Raw genomic sequence first — 20,797 nt, 5'->3', positions numbered from 1 at the left:
CCGGTGGGGGAGCGCCGCGCCCCACCGGACCGTCCGGGACGCCGGTGCCGGACGTGAGTCGGCGGCGCGGCCACGCGCCGAGCCTGTGGTCCACCAGCTGGTCGAGCGCGGCGGCCTCGCCGAAGCCCGCGTCCGCACCGGCCGCCGCTGCGGCTCCTGACACGCCCTCGGCACGGTGTCGCCGTCGACCACGGCGCTCTCCGCGCGATACGGCGCCCTGATCCCGGCCGTGGGGGAATTTATCCGGATACTGGCAGGGTGATGCATCTCAGGGTGGTCTGTGAATTCGAGGACAGTGCCGCCGTGACGCGTCTGCTCACGGAGGAGCCGGGCATCGCCCACCTCACGATCACCGAAGGCGCCGGCCGGCGCCCGCTGGGCGACGTCATCGAGGCCGTCGTCGCGCGAGAGGTCGCCGAGGACGTCCTGTGCCGGCTGACGCGACTGGGTGTGCACCACCGCGGCGAGGTAAGCCTGCGGCCGATCCACACCATGCTCTCGGACTCCGCGGAGGTGGCCGAGCGGGCCGCGGCCGGCGCGGGCGGCAGCGGCGTCGTCTGGGACGAGCTGGTCGCCACCACCGGGGAGGAGAGCCGGCTCAACGTCAGCTTCCTCTGGTTCCTGACCATCGCCTGTCTGCTGAGCGCGGTCGGCGTGCTCAACGACTCGGCGATCACCCTGGTGGGCGCGATGGTGGTGAGCCCCGATTTCGGACCCCTGGCCGCGCTCGCGGTCGGCGTCGTGGGCGGTCGGCGCGATCTCGTGGCCCGCGCCGGGCTCGCCATCGGCGTCGGCTTCCCGGTCGCGATGCTGATCACCGCCGCCCTGACCTGGCTCGCCCGCCTCGGCGGCCTGTTCGACCCCGGCGAGCTGGCCGGCCTGCGGGCGGTGTCCTTCATCTACCAGGTCGGCCCGTTCTCCGCCATCGTCGCGCTGCTCGCCGGTTCCGCGGGCATGATGGCGCTCACCTCGGAGAAGACCGGTGCGCTGGTCGGCGTCTTCATCTCCATCACCACCGTGCCCGCCGCCGGATTCGCCGTGGTCGCCGCGGTGGCGGGTGACTGGGTGCGCTGCGGGGAGGCGCTCGGCCAGCTCCTCGTCAACTTCGCCGGTGTCACCGTCGCCGGGGCGCTCACCCTGCAATGGCGGCAGCGGCACATCGTCCCGCACAGGGGCGTGGCGGACCGGAGGCGGACCTGAGCGGCGGCAGAAGCGGGCGGTGTCGTCGACCATGGGCCGTATGCGTCCCTCCCGCCCCTCCCGCTCTTCCCGCCCGAAGGCGGCGGGGCGTGGCCGCCGGCGTCCGGTGGGCATGGCGCGCGTGCTCTCCCCGCGCGGCGCCCTCGCCCTGCGCACGGTGGACGGGGCGTTCACCCACGCCGCGCAGGCCGCCGTCGCCACGGCACTGCCCGTCCTGGCGCTGCTGCTGCTCGGGCGGCCCGACGACGCCGTCTACACGATCCTGGGTTCCTTCAGCACCACCTTCGGACAGAACCTGCCCTACGCGCGGCGTGCCCGGGTCCTCGCGGTGGCCGGGGCGGCCATGACGGCCTGCGTGGGCTGTGGCGCGGCGCTGGCGGCGTGGGTCCAGCCGTGGGAGGGGACGGCGGGCGCCGCCGTGGTGGTCGCGGCGACGGCCCTGGTGGCGGGCCTGGCCAAGTTCGCCTGCGACGCCACCCGGCTGGGCGGGCTGGGTGCGGTACTGCTGCTCTTCGCGTTCGCCGTCGCGGCCAACGCCGCTCCGACCGCCTTCACGGACGTCCTTCCCCGAACCGCCCTGGCCGCCGCGGGGGCGGCCGTGGTCTGGGCGGTGGCCGTCTCCGGCCGGCTCGTGCATCCGGACCGCCCGCAACGCCTCGCCGTGGCCGCGGCGCTGCGGGCGGTCGCGGAGCTGCTGGAGACGACAGGGGAGGGGCACGCGGCCCAGTCGGCGGGAACCGGGGGTGTGACCGGCGGGGAGGAGACGAGCGGCGCGGGTGAGGTGACGAGCGCGGGGGAGGCGGGCGGCGTTGTGGACGACGGTGGCGCGGGCGGGGTGATCGGAGCCCGGGGCGTGAGCGGGCTCGTACGGAGCCGGGCCACCGGCGCCGTACTGGAGGCGTACGAGTCGCTCGGTCTCATGCCGCCCACCGGCGCGGGACGCGATGCCCCCGGCAGTGTCTGTGTGCGGCTGACGGACCTCTCCTGGTCCCTGCTGATCGACACCGCCCGCCGGCCGCCCGGCGACCCCATGGAAGTGGCCCGGCACCTGCGCCGTCAGGTCGTACCGCTCGTGGACCTGCGCCGGCCGGTCCCCGCCGTGCTGCCCGAGCTGCTGTTCCCGCCGGCGCCGGCCGCGGCCCGCGCCGAAGGCCCGGCCGGGTCCCCCGGGGGCTCCGGGGGACCCGCCGTCGGCCGGGCCGCCGAGCTGCTGACGGGGCACCCCGCTCACGCTTCCGTCCTGCTGGTACCCGCGCTGCGCATGGCCCTGGGCACCGGGCTCGCGGGTGCCCTCGCGCTCTTCCTGGGCCTCGGGCACGGCTACTGGGCGGCGATCTCCGCCGCCGCGGTGCTCCACTCCGTCAACGTCCGCACGGTCGCGCAACGCGCCGTCCAGCGCACGGTGGGGACGATCGCCGGACTGGCGCTCGCCCTCGGCGTGCTGGCCGCGGGCCCGGACGCCACGACCCTGGTCCTGGTGATCGTCGTACTGGAGTTCCTGCTGGAGTACGTCGTGGCCCGCAACTACGGCCTCGGCGTCGTCTTCCTCACCCCGCTGGCGCTGCTGCTCGCCGACCTGGCCGCCCCGCAACCGGCCGGGTCACTCGTGCTGGAGCGCGCGGTGGGCAGCCTGCTGGGGATCACCGTGGGGCTGGCCTGCGCGCTCCTGGTGGTCCACGACCGTGCCGCGGTCCGGGCGGAGCGGGCCATGGCCGGGTGCGTGCGGGCGGCCGAGCACGCCGAACGCGCCCTGGCCGAGGGCCCGGACTCGGCGCTCCCGGTCCTCCAGACGCGGCTGGCCGCCGCCGTGGTGGAGCTGCGCGCGGCCGACGACGCCGCGGCCGGCGAGCTGTGGCCGGCGGAGATCGACCCCGTCGAGCTCACCGCCGTGGAACAGCGCGCGTACCGGATGCTGGAGCGGCTCAGGGCGCGGCCGTGATCGTGACGTCGATGTGCTTCATGAGCGGCTGGTCGCTCTGGGTGCTGTAGTCGCCGATCGCGATCAGGACGTTCATCTCCGGCATGTACCCGGCCGCGCAGCCGCGCGGGATCTCGTACGGGATCGCGAGATAGCCGTCGAGGGAGCGGGTGCTGCCGTCCCGGGCGGTCGCGGTGATGTCCACCCGGCCGAACTCTTCGACGCCGCGCTCACGCATGTCGTCCGCGTTCATGAACACGAGCGTGCGCAGGTTCTTGACGCCCCGGTAGCGGTCGTCGTCCGAGTAGATCGTGGTGTTCCACTGGTCGTGCGAGCGCATGGTGCCCAGCACCAGCCCGCCGGGGGCCGGGACGACGTCGGGCAGCGGTGCCGCGGAGATCTCGGCCTTGCCGCTCGGCGTGTGGAAGACCAGCTCGCGGGCGGGCTGCTTGATGCGGAAACCGAGAGGGAGACGCACCCGGCGGTTGAAGTCCTCGAAGCCGTCGAGTACCTGGGCCATGGTGTCGCGGATACGGTCGTAGTCCTCGACGTACCACTCCCACGGCGTGGAACTGGCGGGCAGTGCGGCGCGCGCCAGGCCGGCGATGACGGCCGGTTCGGAGAGCAGGTGCCGCGAGGCGGGGCGCTTCATCCCGACGGACAGGTGGACCATGCTCATCGAGTCCTCGACGGACGTGCTCTGGAGGCCCCGGCGCTGCTGGTCCTTCTCGGTGCGGCCGAGACACGGCAGGATGAGGGCCTGGCGTCCGTGGACGAGATGGCTCCGGTTCAGTTTGGTACTCACCTGGACGGTGAGTTCGCACTTGCGCAACGCCGCGTACGTGTACGGCGTGTCGGGCGCCGCGAGGGCGAAGTTGCCGCCCATGCCGACGAACACCCTCACCTCGCCGCGATGCATCGCCTTGATGGTGCCCACGGTGTCCAGACCGTGCGCACGCGGCGGGTCGATCCCGCAGACCGCGGCGAGGCGGTCCAGGAACTCCGGGGCGGGCCGGTGGTCGATGCCGCAGGTGCGGTTCCCCTGGACGTTGCTGTGGCCACGCACGGGGGAGGGGCCCGCTCCCTCGCGGCCCAGGTTGCCGCGCAGCAGAAGCAGGTTGACGATCTCGCGGACCGTGTCGACCCCGTGCTCGTGCTGGCTGACGCCCAGGCACCAGCTGATGATGCTGCGGTCGGCGTCGCAGTACACCCGTGCCGCCTTGACGATGTCCGCCCGGCTGAGCCCGGACTGCCGTTCCAGCTCCGCCCAGGAGGTGTTCTCGCACAGCGCCCGGTACTCGGCGAAGCCCGTGGTGTGGCGGTCGATGAACTCCCGGTCCAGCGCCCTGGGATCGGTTCTGGACTGCTCCAGGACCGCCTTGGCCATGCCGCGCAGGAGCGCCATGTCGCCGCCGATGCGCGGCTGGAGGTTCAGGGTGCTGGTGCGGGTCGTCTTGAAGAGCGCCATGTCCACGAAGTCGTGCGGGACGATGGTGCGGGTGGCGGCCGCCTCGACCAGCGGGTTGACGTGCACGATCTGGGCGCCGCGCCGGTAGGCCTCGGCCAGCGCGGTGAGCATCCGCGGCGCGTTGGAGGCGGCGTTGACCCCCATGATGAACAGCGCGTCCGCGGTCTCCCAGTCCCTGAGGTCGGCGGTGCCCTTGCCGGTGCCCAGGGCCGCCTGGAGCGCGCGGCCACTGGCCTCGTGGCACATGTTGGAACAGTCGGGCAGGTTGTTCGTGCCCAGCTCGCGCGCCATCAACTGGTAGAGGAACGTCGCCTCGTTGCCGAGCCTTCCCGAGGTGTAGTAAGAGGCCCGGTTCGGGTCGTCCAGCCCGCGTACGACCCGGCCGAACAGCTCGAACGCGTCCTTCCAGGTGATCGGGACGTAGTGGTCCGTGCCGGGGTCGTACACCATGGGCTCGGTCAGCCGGCCCTGGTCCTCCAGCGCGAAATCGCTCCATTCGGCCAGCTCGGAAACGGAGTGGGCGGCGAAGAACTCACGCCCGACACGCTTGGGTGTCATCTCCCAGGTGACGTGCTTGATCCCGTTCTCGCAGATGTCCAGCTTCAGGCCCTTGAGGTCGTCCGGCCACGCGCATCCGGGGCAGTCGAAGCCGGAGTTCTCGTGGTTCATCCGCATGATGGCCCGAGGCCCGTCGACCAGCGCCTGCTCGCGCATCAGGACCTTGGTCACGCTCTTGGCCGCGCCCCAGCCCGCGGCGGGGTGATGGTAGGGGCGGAACTCCGGAGCCCCCGACGCCGCGGGACCTGCCTCCGGCTCCCGCGGTTCCTGCGTGTCACGGTCGGTGCTCACGGCTCTCAACCCCATCCGGCCTTCGGGGACCAACGAGTGGAACGGCGCTCCCCGGCAGGCTATGTCGGCCGATCAGGGCATGCCACCCGGCGGAGGGGGCCCCGCGGCGGCCGTCCCGAACGGCCGTTTCCGCCGGTGACCGGCCGGGATCCGGCCGGGGGCCCGGCCCGTGGCCGCAGGACGCCGGGCCGGTGTCACCGGTGGGCCGGACGGTGCCCGAACAGCCGCCATCGCCGGTGACTCCCGGTGCTCCCGGTACTCCCGGGAGCACCGGCGGGGGGCTGGTCGCTCCCGTCCGCGTCGGCCGCCCGCTGGACGATCAGATCGTCGCGGTCCTTGCTGATGGCTTCCGTCCTGCGCCGGGACTCGTCGAGCCGGCGACGTGCGGCACGGCCGCGCCGCGCGGTGCGGCCGTAGCCGGCCAGCAACAGGCCCAGACCGATGACCGCGGCCGCCCCGACGACGATGCCGGACAGGAACAGCGCGCCCGTGGAACCGGTGACGTGATAGCCGAACACCGTGAAGCTCTGATAGGCGAGCTGGTGCCCGCCGCCCGTGTTGCCGAACACACCGGCCACGCCGATGATCACCGCGGCCACGAGGATGACGAGGCCGAGAATGACGAACATGGCACTCTCCGATGTTCCACGCCATGTTTGCGGTGACCGTCTCGGCCCGGCATGGCGTTCGACCGGGCTGCCTGTGAGGCGGGACGGCGGACTCGGGTCCGCTCGATTCGTCGCGCGGCCGGGACTAGCGTCGGCGGCCCCGCAGATACCGCGTGGCCAGCAGGGCGGCAGCCCCGATCGTGCCCGCGGTGAGGACCAGGTGCTGCGAGACGCGGAGCTGGGGGGCGTGCTCGTGGGACCGGTCGTCGAAGGCGCCGTGAGCGCCGTGGTCGTGGCCCCCGGGGCCGTCGAGGGGCTCCCAGAGGTTGTGGGGGCGGTGCGGATCGTCCGCCGCCGCGGTCTGCTGGGAGTCGTAGCCGGTGCGGGCGAGGTAGCGGTCGAGCAGGGCGGGGGCGATCTTGTTGCCCCAGATGGTGGCGACGGTGCTGGTCCCGACGTAGTACTGCTTGCGGCACGGGTGGTCCGCCGCGTGGAGGACCGCCCGCGCCGCGACCTCGGGCTGATAGATCGGCGGTACCGGCTGGGGGCGCCTGGGCAGCCGGGACAGGACCCAGGAGAACTGCGGCGTGTTGACGGCCGGCATCTGGGCGATCGTGACGCGGACGCGGCTGTGCTGGTGCAGGAGTTCGGTACGCACGGAGGAGGTGAAGCCGTTGACGGCGTGCTTGGCGCCGCAGTAGGCGGACTGCAGCGGGATGGACCGCGAGCCCAGGGCGGAGCCGACCTGCACGATGGTCCCCTCGTCACGTGGCAGCATCCGCTTGAGGGCGGAGCGGGTGCCGTTGACGAAGCCGAGGTAGGACACACGGGTGACGCGTTCGTACTCTTCGGCCGTGATCTCGGTGAAGGGGGCGAAGACCGAGGTGAAGGCGACGTTGACCCATACGTCGATCGCGCCGAAGGCCTGGACGGCGGCGTCGGCCGCGGCCTCGACCTGTCCGGGGTCCGCGGTGTCGGTGGGGACGGCCAGGGCACGTCCGCCGGCGGCCTCGACCTCACGCGCCGCCGCGTCGAGCCCGCCGCGGCCGCGGGCGAGGAGGACGACGTTGGCTCCGCGCGCGCCGAAGGCGCGCGCGCAGGCGCGGCCGATGCCGGCGCTGGCTCCGGTGATGACGACGGTCTGTCCCTGGTTCATGGCAGCTGCTTTCGGTCGGTAGGGGCCAGACGGGTCGCGGTCTCCAGCATCAGGGCGTGGACGAAGGCCTGGGGAAGGTTCCCGCGCAGTTGGCGCTGGCCGACGTCGTACTCCTCGGTGAACAGGCCCGGAGGACCGCAGGCGGCCCGGTTGCGTTCGAACCAGCGCAGGGCTTCGGCGTGGTGCCCCTGCTGGTGTTCGGCGAGCGCGACCGCGTAGCCGCACAGCAGGAAGGCGCCCTCGGCGTCGGCCAGCGGGCGTCGGTCGTGGCGGAAGCGGTAGGCGTAGTGGTCGTGGGTGAGCCCGGCGGTGTAGGCGGACAGCGTGCGTACGGTGCGCGGGTCGTTCGCCGGCAGGGCTCCGCGCAGGGGCGGCATGAGGAGGGCGGCGTCCAGGCCCGGGTCCTCGGGGGAGCGCTGCCACCGGCCGGTGGGGTGCAGGCTGGTGGCGGCCGTCTCGGCGACGATCCGGTCGGCCAGCGCCGACCAGGCGCCGGCACGTCCGGGCGAGGACGTGGTCCGGGCGACGGCGCGCAGGCCTGCCGCGCAGGTGAGCCGGCTGTGGGTCCAGGCACGGTCGTCGAGTTCCCAGATGCCCGCGTCCGGTTCGTGGTGGCGCCTGGCGACGGCGTCGGCCGCGATGTCGACGGCCCGCTGTCCGGTGCCGTCGAGCCGCCCCTGCCGGTCCGCGGCGGCGAGCAGCAGCAGTGCCTCACCGAAGGCGTCGAGCTGGAACTGCCGGTTGACCCAGTTGCCGACGCGGTCGTAGCCGCCCGGGTAGCCCGGCAGGCTCAGGGTGCGCTGGTCGGGTACCCGGCCTCCGTCGGTGGTGTAGGCGGGCATGAGGCGGTCGCCGTCCTGGTGGAGGCGGGCGCAGACGAATCGCACCGCGTCGTCGAGCAGCGGGTGGCCGCCCGCTGCGGCGGCGGCCTGGCCCGCGTAGCACTGGTCCCTGATCCACACGTACCGGTAGTCGTAGTTGCGTCCCGCCTCGGCCCGCTCCGGCAGGCTCATGGTGGCGGCGCCGACCATCCCGCCCGAGCCGCTGGTGAGACCCCGCAGCACGCTGTAGGCGTGCCGGGCGTCCTCCGGGGCCAGGCCCGTCTCCAGGCGGGGCACCTGACGGGCCCACGCGGCTTCGGTCGCCTTCCAGATCCGGTCGGGATCGAGTGCGGCCGGGAGCGGACCGTCGGACAGTTCCAGGACCAGGTCGTGCCGCTCCCCGGGCCGCAGGGTCATGCTCATGCTCAGCCCGGTCGGACCGATTCCGCGCGGGCCGGGCCGGGCCGCGGCCGCTCCGCTCCAGCGCAGCCGCAGGTCACCGGCCTGGCCGGTCCACACCCCGGCGCGGTCGCGGCGCAGCCGGCGCAGTCGGCGGGTGCCGAACCCGGCGGCCGGCTCCAGCCGCACGCCGACCCGTGCCGTGCCCTCGACCGCGGTGACGCGGCGCAGTACGACGGCGTGGTGCGCGTCGCCGGGGAAGGCGAGGGCCTCGCGGCACTCGACGATGCTGTCCTCGGTGACCCACCGGCTGCGCCAGATCAGCGTCCCGTCCTCGTACCGGCCGCCCCATACGAACCGGCCGGCGGGCTGCACGGTGTAGTGGCCCGCGCCGCCGACGAGTGTGCCGAAGACGGCGTCGGAGTCCCAGCGCGGTGCGCACATCCAGGCGATGTCGCCCTGCGGGCCGATGAGGGCGCCGCGTTCGCCGTCGGCGATGAGCGCGTACTCGCGGAGGCTGTGCGGGCCGGGCGCGGCCGGCGCCTGGATCGTGCGGTTCACATGCTTCCTTCCCACGTGAGGAGGCCAGGAGGCCGGACGGTTCCGTGACGCCCGGCCGCCCCGGCGGGCGGCGTCGCACGTCCGGCGTCCGGCATCCGGTGTTCGGTGACCGCGGGCTGGTCGCGGAATCCCCGTCCGGCCGCCGCGGAAGCGTGCGCGCGCTGCCCGGCCGGACCGGTCCCGCCGCCCCGCGCCGGCACCACGGCACCCGCCGGTGGCTCGCACCACCGCTGGCACGGGCCCGCGGCCCCGCAGCCGTGTCCGGGCCCGTCCCCTGCGACGTTCCCGGGACCCGCGGCGCGGACCGGACGGGTATCCACCGGGCCCGCGGGGAAACGCCCGGCAACGGGCGGCGGGCCCGGCGGGACCCGGTGGCCCCGCCGGGAGGCGGGCGGGCGGCCGGTCACCGGTGCGGCTCGCGGTGGCGCACGCCGTGCCGGTGGGCGGCTTCACCGGCTGGCGGCAGGCCATGCCGGTCACCCGGTGGGCCGTACGGAAGACCGACAACCCCTCACCAGGAGCTGACATATGACCGTGTACTTCATCGGCGCCGGCCCCGGCGCCGCCGACCTGATCACTGTGCGCGGTGCCCGGACGCTCGCCGCCTGCCAGGTCTGCCTGTACGCGGGCAGCCTCGTCCCACGCGAACTGCTGGCCGAATGCCCGCCGGACGCACGCCTGGTGGACACCGCCCGGTCCGACCTGGACGAGATCACCGCCGAGTTGCTCCGCGCCCACGAGCAGGGGCACGACGTGGCCCGGCTGCATTCCGGCGATCCGTCCGTGTTCAGCGCGGTCGCCGAACAGATGCGGCGACTGGACGCGGCCCAGGTCCCCTACGAGGTCGTCCCCGGCGTTCCCGCCTCCGCCGCCGCGGCCGCCTCCCTCAAGCGGGAACCGACCGTGCCCACCGTGGGCCAGACCGTCATCCTCACCCGTGTCGCCAACCGCGCCACCGCCATGCCGGAGGGCGAGGGCCTGGCCACGCTCGGCCGCGGCGGAGCGCTGATCGTGCTGCACCTGGCGGCCAGGTACGTGGACCGCGTGGTGGCGGAACTCCTCCCGCACTACGGCGCCGACTGCCCCGCCGCGGTCGTGGCCTACGCCTCCCGCCCCGAGGAGCTGATCATCCGGGGCACCCTGGACGAGATCGCCCGGCAGGTGAAGGAGGCGGACGTCCTGCGCACAGCGGTGATCACGGTGGGGCGGACGCTCGGGGCGGAGCAGTTCCGCGACAGCCACCTGTACTCGCCCGAGCGGGAGCGCCATCTCCGCTGACGGGCAAGTCGGGTGCACGGGCGTCGGGGCGCTCCGTCCCGGCCGAAGACCTCAGCGGACCGTGCTGCGCCCCACCACCGTGCCGTCCCGGTCGACGCAGATGACGTCCACGGCGACCGGCGCCCCGCGCAGCACGGCGAGGGCCTCGTCCCGGGCCGCCCGCGCCACCAGGTCACCGAGCGGCACCCCGGCCGCCTGGCACAGCTGCAACGCGGCGAGACCGGTGGTGGCGGCGCCCACCCGGGCGGCCAGGGACTCGTCCGCGCCGCCGCCGCGGGCCAGTTCGGCCAGGAAGCCCTTGTCGACCTGGGAGCGCCCGGAGTGCAGGTCCAGATGGCCCGCCGCGAGCTTGGAGACCTTGGCGAAGCCGCCGCAGATCGTGAGCCGGTCCACCGGGTGCCGGCGGATGTACTTCAGTACGGCGCCCGCGAAGTCGCCCATGTCGAGCAGGGCGTCCTCGGGCAGGCCGTACTCGGCGACCACCGTCTTCTCGGACGTCGACCCGGTGCAGCCGGCGACATGGGTGCGTCCCACCGCGCGGGCCACGTCCACACCGCGCCGGATGGAGTCGATCCAGGCGGAGCAGGAGTACGGCACGACGATCCCGGTGGTGCCGAGGACGGACAGGCCGCCCAGGATGCCGAGCCGGGGGTTCCAGGTGGAGCGGGCGATCTCCTCGCCGTCGTCGACGGAGACGGTGATCTCCACGTCGCCGCTGCCGCCGTACCGCGCGGCCACCTCGGCGACGTGCTCGGTCATCATCCGCCGGGGGACGGGATTCACGGCCGCCGCGCCGACCGGCAGGGGCAGGCCGGGCCGCGTGACGGTGCCCACGCCGGGGCCCGCCCTGAAGACGACGCCGCTGCCCGCGGGCAGCCGGCGGACCGTGGCCCGGACCAGCGCGCCGTGCGTGACGTCCGGGTCGTCGCCCGCGTCCTTCACGATGCCCGCCATCGCGCGGCCGGGGGCCAGCTCCTCGGCGGCCAGCGCGAACGACGGAGTCTGCCCCTTGGGTAGCGTGATCGTCACCGGGTCGGGAAACTCACCGGTCAGCAGGGCGGTGTACGCGGCCGTCGTGGCCGCCGTCGCGCAGGCCCCCGTGGTCCAGCCGTGCCGCAGCCCCGTGTGCTCCAGCTGGGCGCGACGGCCGCCGTTCGCCGCACCGGCGACCCGGCCCCCGCCCGTACCGTTCGCCTGACCCACGCCCCGACCCTCACTGCTCCCCATGAACGGAACCACACTCCCATGCACGTACTGATCCTCGGCGGCACCACGGAAGCCCGCCGCCTCGCCGAACTCCTCCACGGCACACCCGGCCTGAGACTGACCAGCTCCCTGGCCGGACGCGTCGCCGGCCCCCGGCTGCCCCCGGGCGAGACCCGCGTCGGCGGCTTCGGCGGGACGCAGGGACTGGCGGCGTGGCTGCGGGAGCACGGCGTCGACGCGGTCGTCGACGGCACCCACCCCTTCGCCGGAGAGATCAGCTTCAACGCGGCACGGGCCGCTGCCGCCACCCATGTTCCCCTGCTCGCCCTGCGCCGGCCCGGCTGGGTCCCCGTCGCGGGCGACCGGTGGCACGAGGTGGGCTCGCTGGAGGAGGCGGCCCGGTCGCTGCCCGCGCTCGGCCGGCGCGTCTTCCTGACCACCGGCCGCCTGGGCCTCGCGGCCTTCGCCGGCCTCACCGACCCGTGGTTCCTCGTACGGTCCGTGGACGCGCCCGAGCCGCCGCACCCGCCCCGCATGGAGGTGCTGCTCGACCGCGGCCCCTTCACCCTCGACCGTGAGCGCGAGCTGCTGGACCACCACCGAATCGATGTCCTCGTCACCAAGGACAGCGGCGGCGCCGCCACCGCGCCGAAACTGACCGCCGCCCGGGAGGCGGGGCTGCCCGTCGTCGTGGTCCGCAGACCACCGGTGCCGGCGGGAGTGCCCGTCCTGCCGGATCCCGGGGAAGCGGCCCGGTGGGTCCGCGCGCACCTTGGGCGGGGATCTTTCCCGGTCATCGACTGATACCCGGTAAGGGCTCCGCCGCACGCCGACCCGTCCCCGCACGACGTCACCGGCCGGTTCGGCACCAGCTTCTCCGGCGCCTGCGTTCTCGACCCGGCGAGCAGCCCGGCCGGATGTGCTTCGCCGCGATCGAGCGCGCGACGGAACGGCCGTGCCGGGCGCTGTGGTAAGCCACCACGTCGGCCCCGGCGATGACCTCGACGGCCCGCACGGTCATCAGCGCGGGGTCACCGGGGCCGAGCCACCCCGTACAGCTTGCCGCTCACTCTTCCTCGCTCGCGATCGCGTTCAGCGCGGCGGCGGCGATGGCGCTGCCACCGCGGCGCCCGCGCACCACCAGGTGCTCCAGGCCGGAAGGATGCCCGGCCAGGGCGTCCTTGGACTCGGCCGCGCCGACGAAGCCGACCGGGACGCCGATGACGGCGGCGGGCCGCGGAGCGCCCTCCTCGATCATCTCCAGCAGCCGGAAGAGAGCGGTGGGCGCGTTGCCGACGGCGACGACCGCGCCCTCCAGCCGGTCCCGCCACAGCTCCAGCGCGGCGGCGCTGCGCGTCGTGCCCATCCTGGCGGCCAGCTCCGGGACGGCCGGGTCGGACAGCGTGCAGATCACGTCGTTGCCGGCGGGCAGCCGCTTGCGGGTGACACCGCTGGCCACCATCTGCACGTCGCAGAGGATCGGTGCGCCGGCGCGCAGGGCCTCGCGGGCGCGGGCCACCACGGCGGGCGTGTGCACCAGGTCCTCGACCAGGTCGACCATCCCGCAGGCGTGGATCATGCGCACCGCGACCTGGCTGACGTCGGCGGGCAGCCCGCCGAGGTCCGCTTCGGCGCGGATGGTGGCGAAGGACTGGCGGTAGATCGCCGCCCCGTCCTTCTCGTAGACGTGGGTGGTCACGGTGCTCTTCTCACTGCTCTCGGTCGTCTTGCGGGTCATGAGGTGATCGCCGCCAGGGCGGCACCTATCCGGGAAGGACCGGCCGCGGTCACGGCCCGCCTGCCGCCGTGGCGGCCGACAGGCGGTACCCGCCGTCCGGGGCGGCGAGGACGTCGACATGGTCACCACTGGGGTGCCCGCAGCGCCGTTCACACCCGGACCAGTACAGGGGGAGGGCGCAGCGGCCCCACGCTTCGAGCGCCCGCGCGGCGTCCGTCCGTACGTCGCCGTGCGCCCGCGCACAACCGGGGCGGCCGACGCAGGCACCCACGCGCAGCCAGGGGGAGGCGGGATCGGTGACCAGTCCGGCCGCGCGGAGACGTCCGAGCGACTCGGCGCCCCGCGCCGCGGTGGCGCCCACGACGGGGACGACCACGCCGCGCCAGGGGTCAGCCGCAGCTCGGTGTCCGCCGCGACCGTCAGCGCCTCCCACTGGGACGCCGAGAGCCGCCCCGGGGCGACGTGCGCGGACAGGGTCTCGCCCACGACGTCCGGGGGCGGCCCGCCGGCCGACCCGGCAGGCTCCGGACGGTCCTCCCGGCCGATGCCCGGGGCCGTCAGCCGGTCCCGCACCAGGCGGTCCAGTTCGCCTTCCGGCAGGGGGAGTTCGGACACCCTCCAGGTCCGTGTCCGGTGCGGGCGGGCGGCCTCCAGGAAGACCTCGGCGGCCACCAGCGCCGCGAGCGGTGCGTCAGCGGCGGCGACCCGGACCGAACCGGGGGTGAGCCACGCTCCGCCGTCCCCGGTCGCGCGCACCGTGACGTCGGTGCCGAGGCCGGCCACATCACCGCGCCCGTCGTCCAGGGCGAACAGGAACCGGCCCGACAGACCTCCGGCGGCCTCGCTCGCGCACAACGCGGCGTCCAGGGCCGTCAGCCAGGGGCGTACGTCCAGCGAACCCCCGCCGTCGAGCCCGGACAGGGGCGAGGCGACGATGTCGCGCACCCGCTCGTGCTCCCGCGAGGGCAGCAGGCCGGCCGCGTCCAGCAACCGCGCCGGCTCCCCGCCGCAGTCGGCCGCCAAGCCGCGCAACTGCACATTGCCACGCGACGTCAGGTGCAGGTCGCCGTCGCCCAGCCGCCGGGCGGCACGGCCGAGCGCCACCGCCTGCCCGACCGTCAGGATCCCGCCGGGGAGCCGGACACGGGCGAGGGCGCCGTCGTCCGCCGCGTGCAGGCGCAGCGCTCCGGGGCAGGCGTCACCGCGGTCCCGCGCGGCCGGGGTGGCCTGGGGCGATGGAGGAGGGGCTGCCGTGGGCATGGCGGTGAGCATACCTACGATCATCAGTGATGTATGCCCCGCGTTAATCCGGTGACCCTTACTGTGCTCCACAGTGGATCACCTGGTCCACGAACCGCCATCACGGCGGCACGAGAGGAAGCCGGTGCGAATCCGGCGCGGTCCCGCCACTGTGAATCCGGCCTCACGACGCCGGATGAGCCAGGAACTCCCCTCCCTCGCCTTCGGCCCGCTCCGAGGGGGAGACCCATTCCGGCACCGCCCGGGGCGCGGACCCCGAGGAAGGCCAGGCGACGCATGCCCACTCCGTCCGGGGAGCGAGTCCCGCCCGCCCACGAGATCCTGCTCCTGTCGACGTCCGACACCGACCTGCTCAGCGCCCGCGCGGCCGCGGGCCCGGTCGGCTACCGCTTCGCCAACCCCGCCCGCCTGGCCCTGGACGACCTCCCGGTCCTCCTCGAAGGTGTCGCCCTGGTGGTGGTACGCCTGCTGGGCGGCATCCGCGCCTGGCAGGACGGCATCGACCTGCTGCTGGCGGACGGGCGCCCGGTGGTCGTCCTGACCGGTGAACAGGCGCCCGACGCCCAGCTGATGGCCGCCTCCACCGTCCCCGTCGGCATCGCCGCGGAGGCCCACGCCTACCTCGCCCACGGCGGCCCGCCAACCTCGAACAGCTCGCGCGGTTCCTGTCGGACACCGTCCTGCTCACCGGTCACGGCTTCGACGCGCCGGCACCCGCGCCGACCTGGGGCCCGCTCGAACGCCCGGACCGGCCGGACAGCGGGCCGACCGTCGCGGTGCTCTACTACCGCGCCCACCACATGAGCGGCAACACGGCCTTCGTCCACGCCCTGTGCGACGCGGTCGAGGAGGCGGGCGGCCGGCCGCTGCCCCTGTACGTCGCCTCCCTGCGGGCGCGCGAGTCGGAACTGATCGCCTCGCTCGGCGCCGCCGACGCCATCGTCACCACGGTCCTCGCGGCCGGTGGCACCAGGCCCGCCGAGGCGTCGGCCGTTGGCGACGACGAGTCCTGGGACGCGGGCGTGCTCACCGCCCTCGACGTCCCCATCCTCCAGGCCCTGTACCTGACCGGCTCCCGCACGGCCTGGGCGGAGAGCGACGAGGGCGTCTCGCCGCTGGACGCGGCCGGCCGGATCGCGGTGCCCGAGTTCGACGGCCGCCTGATCACGGTGCCCTTCTCCTTCTAGGAGATCGACGCCGACGGCCTCCCGGCCTACGTCGCCGACCCCGAGCGGGCGGCCAGGGTCGCCGGAATCGCCGTACGCCACGCCCGCCTTCGGCGCATCCCCCCGGCCCGCAGGCGGCCGGCCCTGGTCCTGCCGGCCTACCCCACCAAGCACTCCCGGATCGGCAACGCGGTCGGCCTGGACACCCCCGCCGGCGTCGTCGCCCTGCTCCGGCGTCTGCGCGACGAGGGCTACGACTTCGGCGCCGGCCCGGACATCCCCGGCCTGGCCTCCGGCGGCGGTGACGAACTGATCCGCGCGCTCATCGAGGCGGGCGGCCACGACCAGGACTGGCTCACCGAGGAACAGCTCGCCCGCAACCCGGTACGTGTCCCGGCGGCCGACCACCGGCGCTGGTTCGCCACGCTGCCGAAGGAACTGCGCGCGGCGGTGGAGGAACACTGGGGCCCGGCGCCCGGCGAGATGTTCGTCGACCACAGCCGCGACAAGGAGGGCGACATCGTCCTCGCCGCCCTGCGGTTCGGCAACCTGCTCGTCCTCATCCAGCCCCCGCGCGGCTTCGGCGAAAACCCGATCGCCGTCCACCACGGCGGCTTCGGGGCGGACGCGGTGATCCACCTCGGCAAGCACGGCGACCTGGAGTGGCTGCCGGGCATGGTCGCGACCGTCCGCGCGCTGCACGGCACCGCGCCCGAGGCGTACATCGGCGACTCCACCCGCCCGGAGACCGTCCGCACCCGCACCCTCGTCGGGGAGACCTCACGCGTCTTCCGGGCGCGCGTGGTCAATCCCAAGTGGATCGAGGCGATGCGCCGGCACGGTTACAAGGGGGCCTTCGAACTCGCCGCCACCGTGGACTACCTGTTCGGCTATGACGCCACGACCGCAGTGGTCGCCGACTGGATGTACGACAAGGTCACCGAGACGTACGTCCTGGACCCCGCGAACCGCGCGTTCCTCCAGCAGGCCGACCCCCGGGCCCTGCACGGCATCGCGGAGCGGCTGCTGGAGGCGGAGTCGCGGGGGATGTGGGCGAAGCCGGACCCGGCGCTGCTGGCGGAGCTGCGGCAGGCGTACCTGGAGACCGAGGGCGACCTGGAGGGCGAGGGGTGACGCGCCCGCCCGGGACGAACGACTCGCGAGCGCGCCCGGACCCGCGGAAGGCCGGCCGGCGCCCTCGGGGCGCCCGGCCTGCCTGCCCTTCCCGCGGCGTGTCATGGGGGAGTGGGTCCTGCGTCCGACGCCTGATCGCAAGTTGGCGTTCTTACTGCTAGTGTGCATCTGCATATCATTCGCAATAACGTCGGAGGGCGTTGGACATGGCGCTTTACACGCTTCCGGAACTTCCGTACGACTACTCGGCGCTCGCCCCGGTCATCAGTCCGGAGATCATCGAGCTGCACCACGACAAGCACCACGCGGCGTACGTCAAGGGCGCGAACGACACGCTGGAGCAGCTGGCCGAGGCGCGGGACAAGGAGGCGTGGGGGTCGATCAACGGCCTGGAGAAGAACCTGGCCTTCCACCTCTCCGGACACATCCTGCACAGCATCTACTGGCAGAACATGACGGGTCCGAAGGACGGCGGCGGCGAGCCCCTCGCCCAGGACGGCGTCGGTGACCTGGCCGACGCGATCACCGAGTCCTTCGGCTCCTTCGCCGCATTCAAGGCCCAGCTCACCAAGGCCGCCGCCACCACCCAGGGTTCGGGCTGGGGCGTGCTGGCGTACGAGCCGCTGAGCGGCCGCCTGATCGTGGAGCAGGTCTACGACCACCAGGGCAACGTCGGCCAGGGCTCCACCCCGGTCCTGGTCTTCGACGCCTGGGAGCACGCCTTCTACCTCCAGTACAGGAACCAGAAGGTCGACTTCATCGACGCCATGTGGGCCGTCGTCAACTGGCAGGACGTGGCCAAGCGTCACGCCGCCGCCAGGGAGCGCGGCGACAGCCTGCTGCTCACGCCGTGACGCCCTGGGCTCCTGGACGCGCCGGAACGCCGGGCCCTGCTCGCCCGTGAGCGTGCGCACCTGCGCCATCGGCACCATGTGTTCTCACTGGTGCTATATCTTGCGGCCACGATCGATCCGTCGCTGCGGCCGCTGGAGCGGGCCGGGGCGTATGCGGTCGAGCGGTGGGCGGACGAGGAGGCGGGGGTCGAGGTGGCGGACCGGCGCCTGGTGGCGCGGGCCGTCGCAGGGGCGGCCTTGGCGGTGAGCCGCGCCCGGCAGGCGGCTCTGGCCGCCACGGGTGGGCCGGTGCCGCAGCGTGTCCAGGCGCTGATGGCCCCGGCCGCTGTCGCGGCACAACGGCGCGACGGCGGCGTTCGCGGTGCTGATGGCGGCCTGCTGCGCGAGCCTGGCTCTGACCGCGCACGACACGGAGCGGCTGTTCGAAGCGGCGATGCACGCCCATGCCGCCGGAGCACACCTGCCCACGAGGTGACCGGCCCGGTGCGGAGGGGTGTGAGCGGGAGCGGTCTTCCCTGGCTGGGGCGCGCCGCTCGTACACGGTCCCTGGGTCGCCGCGTTCGCGGTGTTCGTGTTCGCCGTCACGCCTGGCGGTCTCGGCGTGCGTCGGAGGCCGGGCCCTGATCAACGGCTACGACCGGCGACGCGCGAAGCTCGGGGATTCCCCGTACGACTGGCGTCGGCACCCTGTGGAAGCCGGTCTGTGACAGTGGTCGGATGCGGCAGAGGTTTACCGGGCGTGCTTCGGGGCGGCTACGGGTTCGCCGGCCAGCAGCGGGCGCAGGGCGCCGGTGCTCAGGGATGCGACCAGCGGGGTGGCCCAGCGGCGCAGGGCGAGGCTCGTGAGGTAGGCGACCGGGAGGGCGAGGAGCGTGGAGCCGAGGACGTCGTGGGGGTAGTGGGCGCCGACGTAGACCCGGGTGAAGCCCTCCACCACGGCGAACAGGGCCGTGATGGCGCTCAGGCGGCGGTCGAGCAGGAACAGGGCGGCCACGGTCGCGGCGGCGACGGTGGTGTGGCCGCTGGGGAAGGCGTAGTCGGAGGGCGCGGGGCAGGCGTCGACGATGTAGGCGTGGGGCATCGACCGGCAGGGCCGTACCTCGCCGACGATCTTCTTGACCACCTCGGCGGCGGCGAAGGCGGCCACGACGGCGACCGGCGCGGCCAGTGCGACCGTCGTCTCCCGTGTGCCGCGGCGGCGCGCGTTCCACCAGCCCAGCACCATGAGCACCGCGAAGACGCCCAGACCGAGGTTGGTCCACAGCTCCAAGGGGGTGTTCAGCCACTTGGTGTCGCGGGCGAAGTCGGTGACGGCGGTGAACAGCGAGCCGTCGACGCCGGATCCGTCGAAGGCCAGTTGCGCGGTGGCGGCCTCGGTCATGGGCAGGTCCTTCCGTGTCAGCAGGAGGCGGCGCGGAACGGCCCGGCGCCGCCGGTCATCCCCACGCCCGCGATGGCATGCTGATGACTTCGCGGTGAATCAGTGGTGGCCTTCTCGCTAATCTACTACATGTTGTAGAAGCATGGCTGTGGGTCGGCCCGACGGTTCGGTGGGGGAGCGCGCGGTGCGACACTCGCCGAGGTGGACGCGGCAGCGGCGCTCCAGCACCGGGTGGACCGCAAGTACCTGGACCCTCTCGACCGGGCCCGCCGTCTCGTCGCCCACCTGGCCGACAGCCACCATGTCCTCGATCTCGGCGGGCGCCGTACGACGAGCTACCTCAGCATGTACTTCGACACCGAGCAGCTCGGCGCCTGGCGGGCCCACGTCCAGCGGCGCCGCCGCTGGAAGGTCCGTACCCGCCTGTACGCCGAGGACGGCCTGTGCCGGGTCGAGGCCAAGACCAAGGACGGTCGCGGCGCCACGCTCAAGCACGCCCTGAAGGTCCCGGCCACCGGGTACGGGGACCTCACCGAGCGTGCGGCCCGGTTCGTCGACGAGATGCTGGAACGGGCCGGTGTCCCCGTCATGGCCAAGGAACTGTCCGCCGCCGCCGAGGTCCGCTACGTCCGTGCCGCCCTCGCCGACCTCGACGGTGGCAGCCGGGTCACCCTCGACGGCGTCCTCAGCGGCCACCGCACCGCCGCGCTCGACCCCGGACACGTCCTGATCGAGACCAGGGGCGGAACGCGGCCTGCCCCCGCCGACCGGCTGCTGCTCGGCATGGGTGTCCGGCCGGTCTCGCTCAGCAAGTACATCGTCGGCCAGTCCCTGCTCACCCCGGGCCTGCCCGACAACGACGTGCGCCGGCTCGCCCGCGCACACTTCACCACCGCGGTGAACCCCGCACCGCTCCCCGCCGAAAGGATCCCCGCCGCATGAACGTCCTGCGCGGTATCAAATGGCCGTACGCCCTGATCGCGCTGCTCGCCGTCGCGGCCATCGCCGTCGGCGCGCTACGACCGCAGCTGATCACGCCGGCCGCCTCCTCGAAGAAGAAGCCCGGCGCGACGGACAAGATCAAGCAGGATCCGCCGCCCACACTCTTCAGCGACGCCCAGATCGCCGCCATCGGTAAGAAGGCGGACGACCAGCGCGCAAGGGCCGACGCCCTCTTCGCCCAGTGGAAGAGGGCACACGGCACCACCCGCGACGACAAGGCGTTCGCCGCCTGGGCCGCCCAGCAGATCCCCGCCCCGCCCGCGGCAGCGCAGCGCACCGCCGAACTCCACCAGGTCCAGCAGCTCGCCAAGACCCGCACGGCGGCGGGTAAGAAGGCCGCCACCTGGCTGGAACTGCACGGCAAGAAGGACATCTGGAAGCTCTACCTCCAGGACCAGCGCGACATGGTCCCCGCCGCGCAGGGCACGGCCGAGAAGGCAGAGCTCAAGGCGGCGCTGAAGCTGGCCAAGACCATCAGCGACCAGGTGGCCGCCAAGGACAAGCAGCCCGCCCCCTACGTCCTGGACACCACCCTGCGCCCGGACAAGCACATCAAGCCCGGAGCCAAGGGCCCGTACTCCTACCCCTCCAGCCACGCCGCCCGGTCCGCCGCCGTCATCTACCTCACCGCCCTCTCCCCGCACCGGGCCGCGGACTACCGGTGGATGCAGGACGAGGTCCTCTACTCCCGCCTCTACATGGCCGGCCACGTCCCCAGCGACATCACCGCCGGCACCCTTCTGGGCGACCTGGCCGGCGACTACGAACTCGCCGTCAGCGGCCGCTGACACCCGCCGT

The 20,797-nt window shown here is 73.9% G+C and carries 15 protein-coding genes, 4 pseudogenes and 1 riboswitch; of the genes and pseudogenes, 10 read left to right on the top strand and 9 right to left on the bottom strand.

What is annotated here, in order from left to right:
- The first annotated feature begins 303 nt into the window (after nucleotides 1-303).
- Together VT52_RS17240 and VT52_RS17235 are read left to right on the top strand one after the other, a co-directional pair.
- Nucleotides 304-1,200, top strand: a complete 897-nt coding sequence (locus VT52_RS17240; protein WP_240509782.1) for a DUF389 domain-containing protein — start codon at nucleotides 304-306, stop codon at nucleotides 1,198-1,200.
- Between the two features lie 112 nt (nucleotides 1,201-1,312).
- Complete coding sequence (locus VT52_RS17235) at nucleotides 1,313-3,139, top strand: FUSC family protein (RefSeq protein ID WP_079175090.1); 1,827 nt, start codon at nucleotides 1,313-1,315, stop codon at nucleotides 3,137-3,139.
- On the opposite strand, the gene VT52_RS17230 is transcribed toward VT52_RS17235, so the two are convergent.
- The 4 genes from VT52_RS17230 to VT52_RS17215 all read right to left on the bottom strand — a co-directional run bounded on the left by VT52_RS17230 (nucleotide 3,123) and on the right by VT52_RS17215 (nucleotide 8,980).
- Nucleotides 3,123-5,450, bottom strand: coding sequence for an FdhF/YdeP family oxidoreductase (locus VT52_RS17230; RefSeq protein ID WP_046427081.1), 2,328 nt, complete (start codon nucleotides 5,448-5,450; stop codon nucleotides 3,123-3,125). The two genes, VT52_RS17235 and VT52_RS17230, sit on opposite strands and share 17 nt — an antisense overlap.
- 179 nt (nucleotides 5,451-5,629) lie before the next feature.
- Nucleotides 5,630-6,064 (bottom strand): hypothetical protein, encoded by a 435-nt coding sequence (locus tag VT52_RS38445; protein ID WP_046427083.1) that lies wholly within the window; start codon nucleotides 6,062-6,064, stop codon nucleotides 5,630-5,632.
- A 124-nt stretch (nucleotides 6,065-6,188) separates the two neighbouring features.
- Complete coding sequence (locus tag VT52_RS17220) at nucleotides 6,189-7,199, bottom strand: SDR family oxidoreductase (protein WP_046427085.1); 1,011 nt, start codon at nucleotides 7,197-7,199, stop codon at nucleotides 6,189-6,191.
- The gene (locus VT52_RS17215; RefSeq protein WP_240509781.1) at nucleotides 7,196-8,980 is read right to left on the bottom strand and encodes a glycoside hydrolase family 15 protein; all 1,785 of its coding nucleotides are present in this window, start codon (nucleotides 8,978-8,980) and stop codon (nucleotides 7,196-7,198) included. Before VT52_RS17215 ends, VT52_RS17220 begins: the two co-directional genes overlap by 4 nt.
- Before the next feature lie 385 nt (nucleotides 8,981-9,365).
- Between VT52_RS17215 and VT52_RS38825 the strand changes: the two are divergent.
- Both VT52_RS38825 and cobM read left to right on the top strand, forming a co-directional pair.
- A pseudogene (locus VT52_RS38825) lies at nucleotides 9,366-9,512 on the top strand (cobalamin biosynthesis bifunctional protein CbiET); the annotation flags it as partial.
- The gene (gene cobM / locus VT52_RS17210; protein WP_046427086.1) at nucleotides 9,509-10,258 is read left to right on the top strand and encodes a precorrin-4 C(11)-methyltransferase; all 750 of its coding nucleotides are present in this window, start codon (nucleotides 9,509-9,511) and stop codon (nucleotides 10,256-10,258) included. The pseudogene VT52_RS38825 and the gene cobM, both read left to right, overlap by 4 nt.
- 51 nt (nucleotides 10,259-10,309) lie before the next feature.
- On the opposite strand, the gene VT52_RS17205 is transcribed toward cobM, so the two are convergent.
- On the bottom strand, nucleotides 10,310-11,485 hold the full coding sequence (locus tag VT52_RS17205) for a cobalt-precorrin-5B (C(1))-methyltransferase (RefSeq protein WP_046427089.1): 1,176 nt from the start codon (nucleotides 11,483-11,485) through the stop codon (nucleotides 10,310-10,312).
- Nucleotides 11,486-11,503: 18 nt separating this feature from the next.
- Here VT52_RS17205 and VT52_RS17200 point away from each other — a divergent pair, with 18 nt between their 5' ends.
- Nucleotides 11,504-12,268 carry a cobalt-precorrin-6A reductase gene (locus VT52_RS17200; protein ID WP_046427090.1) on the top strand — a complete coding sequence of 255 codons (765 nt, stop codon included), beginning with the start codon at nucleotides 11,504-11,506 and terminating at the stop codon, nucleotides 12,266-12,268.
- A gap of 106 nt (nucleotides 12,269-12,374) precedes the next feature.
- On the opposite strand, the pseudogene VT52_RS35735 reads toward VT52_RS17200, so the two are convergent.
- The 3 genes and pseudogenes from VT52_RS35735 to VT52_RS17190 form a co-directional block, all read right to left on the bottom strand.
- Nucleotides 12,375-12,534 (bottom strand): annotated as a pseudogene (locus tag VT52_RS35735) (SAM-dependent methyltransferase); the annotation flags it as partial.
- Nucleotides 12,531-13,202 carry a precorrin-8X methylmutase gene (locus VT52_RS17195; protein WP_206306542.1) on the bottom strand — a complete coding sequence of 224 codons (672 nt, stop codon included), beginning with the start codon at nucleotides 13,200-13,202 and terminating at the stop codon, nucleotides 12,531-12,533. The gene VT52_RS17195 and the pseudogene VT52_RS35735, both read right to left, overlap by 4 nt.
- Nucleotides 13,199-14,474, bottom strand: a pseudogene (locus tag VT52_RS17190) (cobalamin biosynthesis protein CobG). The gene VT52_RS17195 and the pseudogene VT52_RS17190 overlap by 4 nt, the downstream one beginning before the upstream one ends.
- A gap of 102 nt (nucleotides 14,475-14,576) precedes the next feature.
- A riboswitch (cobalamin riboswitch) is annotated at nucleotides 14,577-14,652 on the top strand.
- 86 nt (nucleotides 14,653-14,738) lie between these two features.
- Between VT52_RS17190 and VT52_RS17185 the strand changes: the two are divergent.
- The 3 genes and pseudogenes from VT52_RS17185 to VT52_RS17180 form a co-directional block, all read left to right on the top strand.
- Nucleotides 14,739-16,324 (top strand): annotated as a pseudogene (locus VT52_RS17185) (cobaltochelatase subunit CobN); the annotation flags it as partial.
- On the top strand, nucleotides 16,304-16,762 hold the full coding sequence (locus VT52_RS39875; RefSeq protein ID WP_476756023.1) for a cobaltochelatase subunit CobN: 459 nt from the start codon (nucleotides 16,304-16,306) through the stop codon (nucleotides 16,760-16,762). The pseudogene VT52_RS17185 and the gene VT52_RS39875, both read left to right, overlap by 21 nt.
- 206 nt (nucleotides 16,763-16,968) lie before the next feature.
- Nucleotides 16,969-17,616 carry a superoxide dismutase gene (locus VT52_RS17180; protein ID WP_046427092.1) on the top strand — a complete coding sequence of 216 codons (648 nt, stop codon included), beginning with the start codon at nucleotides 16,969-16,971 and terminating at the stop codon, nucleotides 17,614-17,616.
- A 730-nt stretch (nucleotides 17,617-18,346) separates the two neighbouring features.
- On the opposite strand, the gene VT52_RS17175 is transcribed toward VT52_RS17180, so the two are convergent.
- Entirely contained in the window at nucleotides 18,347-18,997 is a 651-nt protein-coding gene (locus tag VT52_RS17175) for a phosphatase PAP2 family protein (RefSeq protein WP_046427094.1), read from the bottom strand.
- A gap of 201 nt (nucleotides 18,998-19,198) precedes the next feature.
- Between VT52_RS17175 and VT52_RS17170 the strand changes: the two genes are divergently transcribed.
- The gene (locus tag VT52_RS17170; RefSeq protein WP_046427096.1) at nucleotides 19,199-19,939 is read left to right on the top strand and encodes a VTC domain-containing protein; all 741 of its coding nucleotides are present in this window, start codon (nucleotides 19,199-19,201) and stop codon (nucleotides 19,937-19,939) included.
- Nucleotides 19,936-20,787, top strand: a complete 852-nt coding sequence (locus tag VT52_RS17165; RefSeq protein WP_046427097.1) for a phosphatase PAP2 family protein — start codon at nucleotides 19,936-19,938, stop codon at nucleotides 20,785-20,787. Before VT52_RS17170 ends, VT52_RS17165 begins: the two co-directional genes overlap by 4 nt.
- Nucleotides 20,788-20,797: the final 10 nt, after the last annotated feature.

The sequence above is a fragment of the Streptomyces malaysiense genome, from assembly GCF_000980885.2.
GTDB classification, from domain to species: domain Bacteria; phylum Actinomycetota; class Actinomycetes; order Streptomycetales; family Streptomycetaceae; genus Streptomyces; species Streptomyces malaysiense.
This window is presented reverse-complemented; position numbering and strand designations above follow the sequence as displayed.

Excerpts from the sequence above, each read along its gene's own strand:
- VT52_RS17175 (WP_046427094.1), bottom strand. The coding sequence starts at position 18,997 with ATGACCGAGGCCGCCACCGCGCAACTGGCCTTCGACGGATCCGGCGTC.
- VT52_RS38445 (WP_046427083.1), bottom strand. The coding sequence starts at position 6,064 with ATGTTCGTCATTCTCGGCCTCGTCATCCTCGTGGCCGCGGTGATCATC.
- VT52_RS17220 (WP_046427085.1), bottom strand. The coding sequence starts at position 7,199 with ATGAACCAGGGACAGACCGTCGTCATCACCGGAGCCAGCGCCGGCATC.
- VT52_RS17195 (WP_206306542.1), bottom strand. The coding sequence starts at position 13,202 with ATGACCCGCAAGACGACCGAGAGCAGTGAGAAGAGCACCGTGACCACC.
- VT52_RS17235 (WP_079175090.1), top strand. The coding sequence starts at position 1,313 with ATGGCGCGCGTGCTCTCCCCGCGCGGCGCCCTCGCCCTGCGCACGGTG.
- VT52_RS17180 (WP_046427092.1), top strand. The coding sequence starts at position 16,969 with ATGGCGCTTTACACGCTTCCGGAACTTCCGTACGACTACTCGGCGCTC.
- VT52_RS39875 (WP_476756023.1), top strand. The coding sequence starts at position 16,304 with ATGGTCGCGACCGTCCGCGCGCTGCACGGCACCGCGCCCGAGGCGTAC.
- VT52_RS17230 (WP_046427081.1), bottom strand. The coding sequence starts at position 5,450 with ATGGGGTTGAGAGCCGTGAGCACCGACCGTGACACGCAGGAACCGCGG.
- VT52_RS17200 (WP_046427090.1), top strand. The coding sequence starts at position 11,504 with ATGCACGTACTGATCCTCGGCGGCACCACGGAAGCCCGCCGCCTCGCC.
- cobM (WP_046427086.1), top strand. The coding sequence starts at position 9,509 with ATGACCGTGTACTTCATCGGCGCCGGCCCCGGCGCCGCCGACCTGATC.
- VT52_RS17165 (WP_046427097.1), top strand. The coding sequence starts at position 19,936 with ATGAACGTCCTGCGCGGTATCAAATGGCCGTACGCCCTGATCGCGCTG.
- VT52_RS17205 (WP_046427089.1), bottom strand. The coding sequence starts at position 11,485 with ATGGGGAGCAGTGAGGGTCGGGGCGTGGGTCAGGCGAACGGTACGGGC.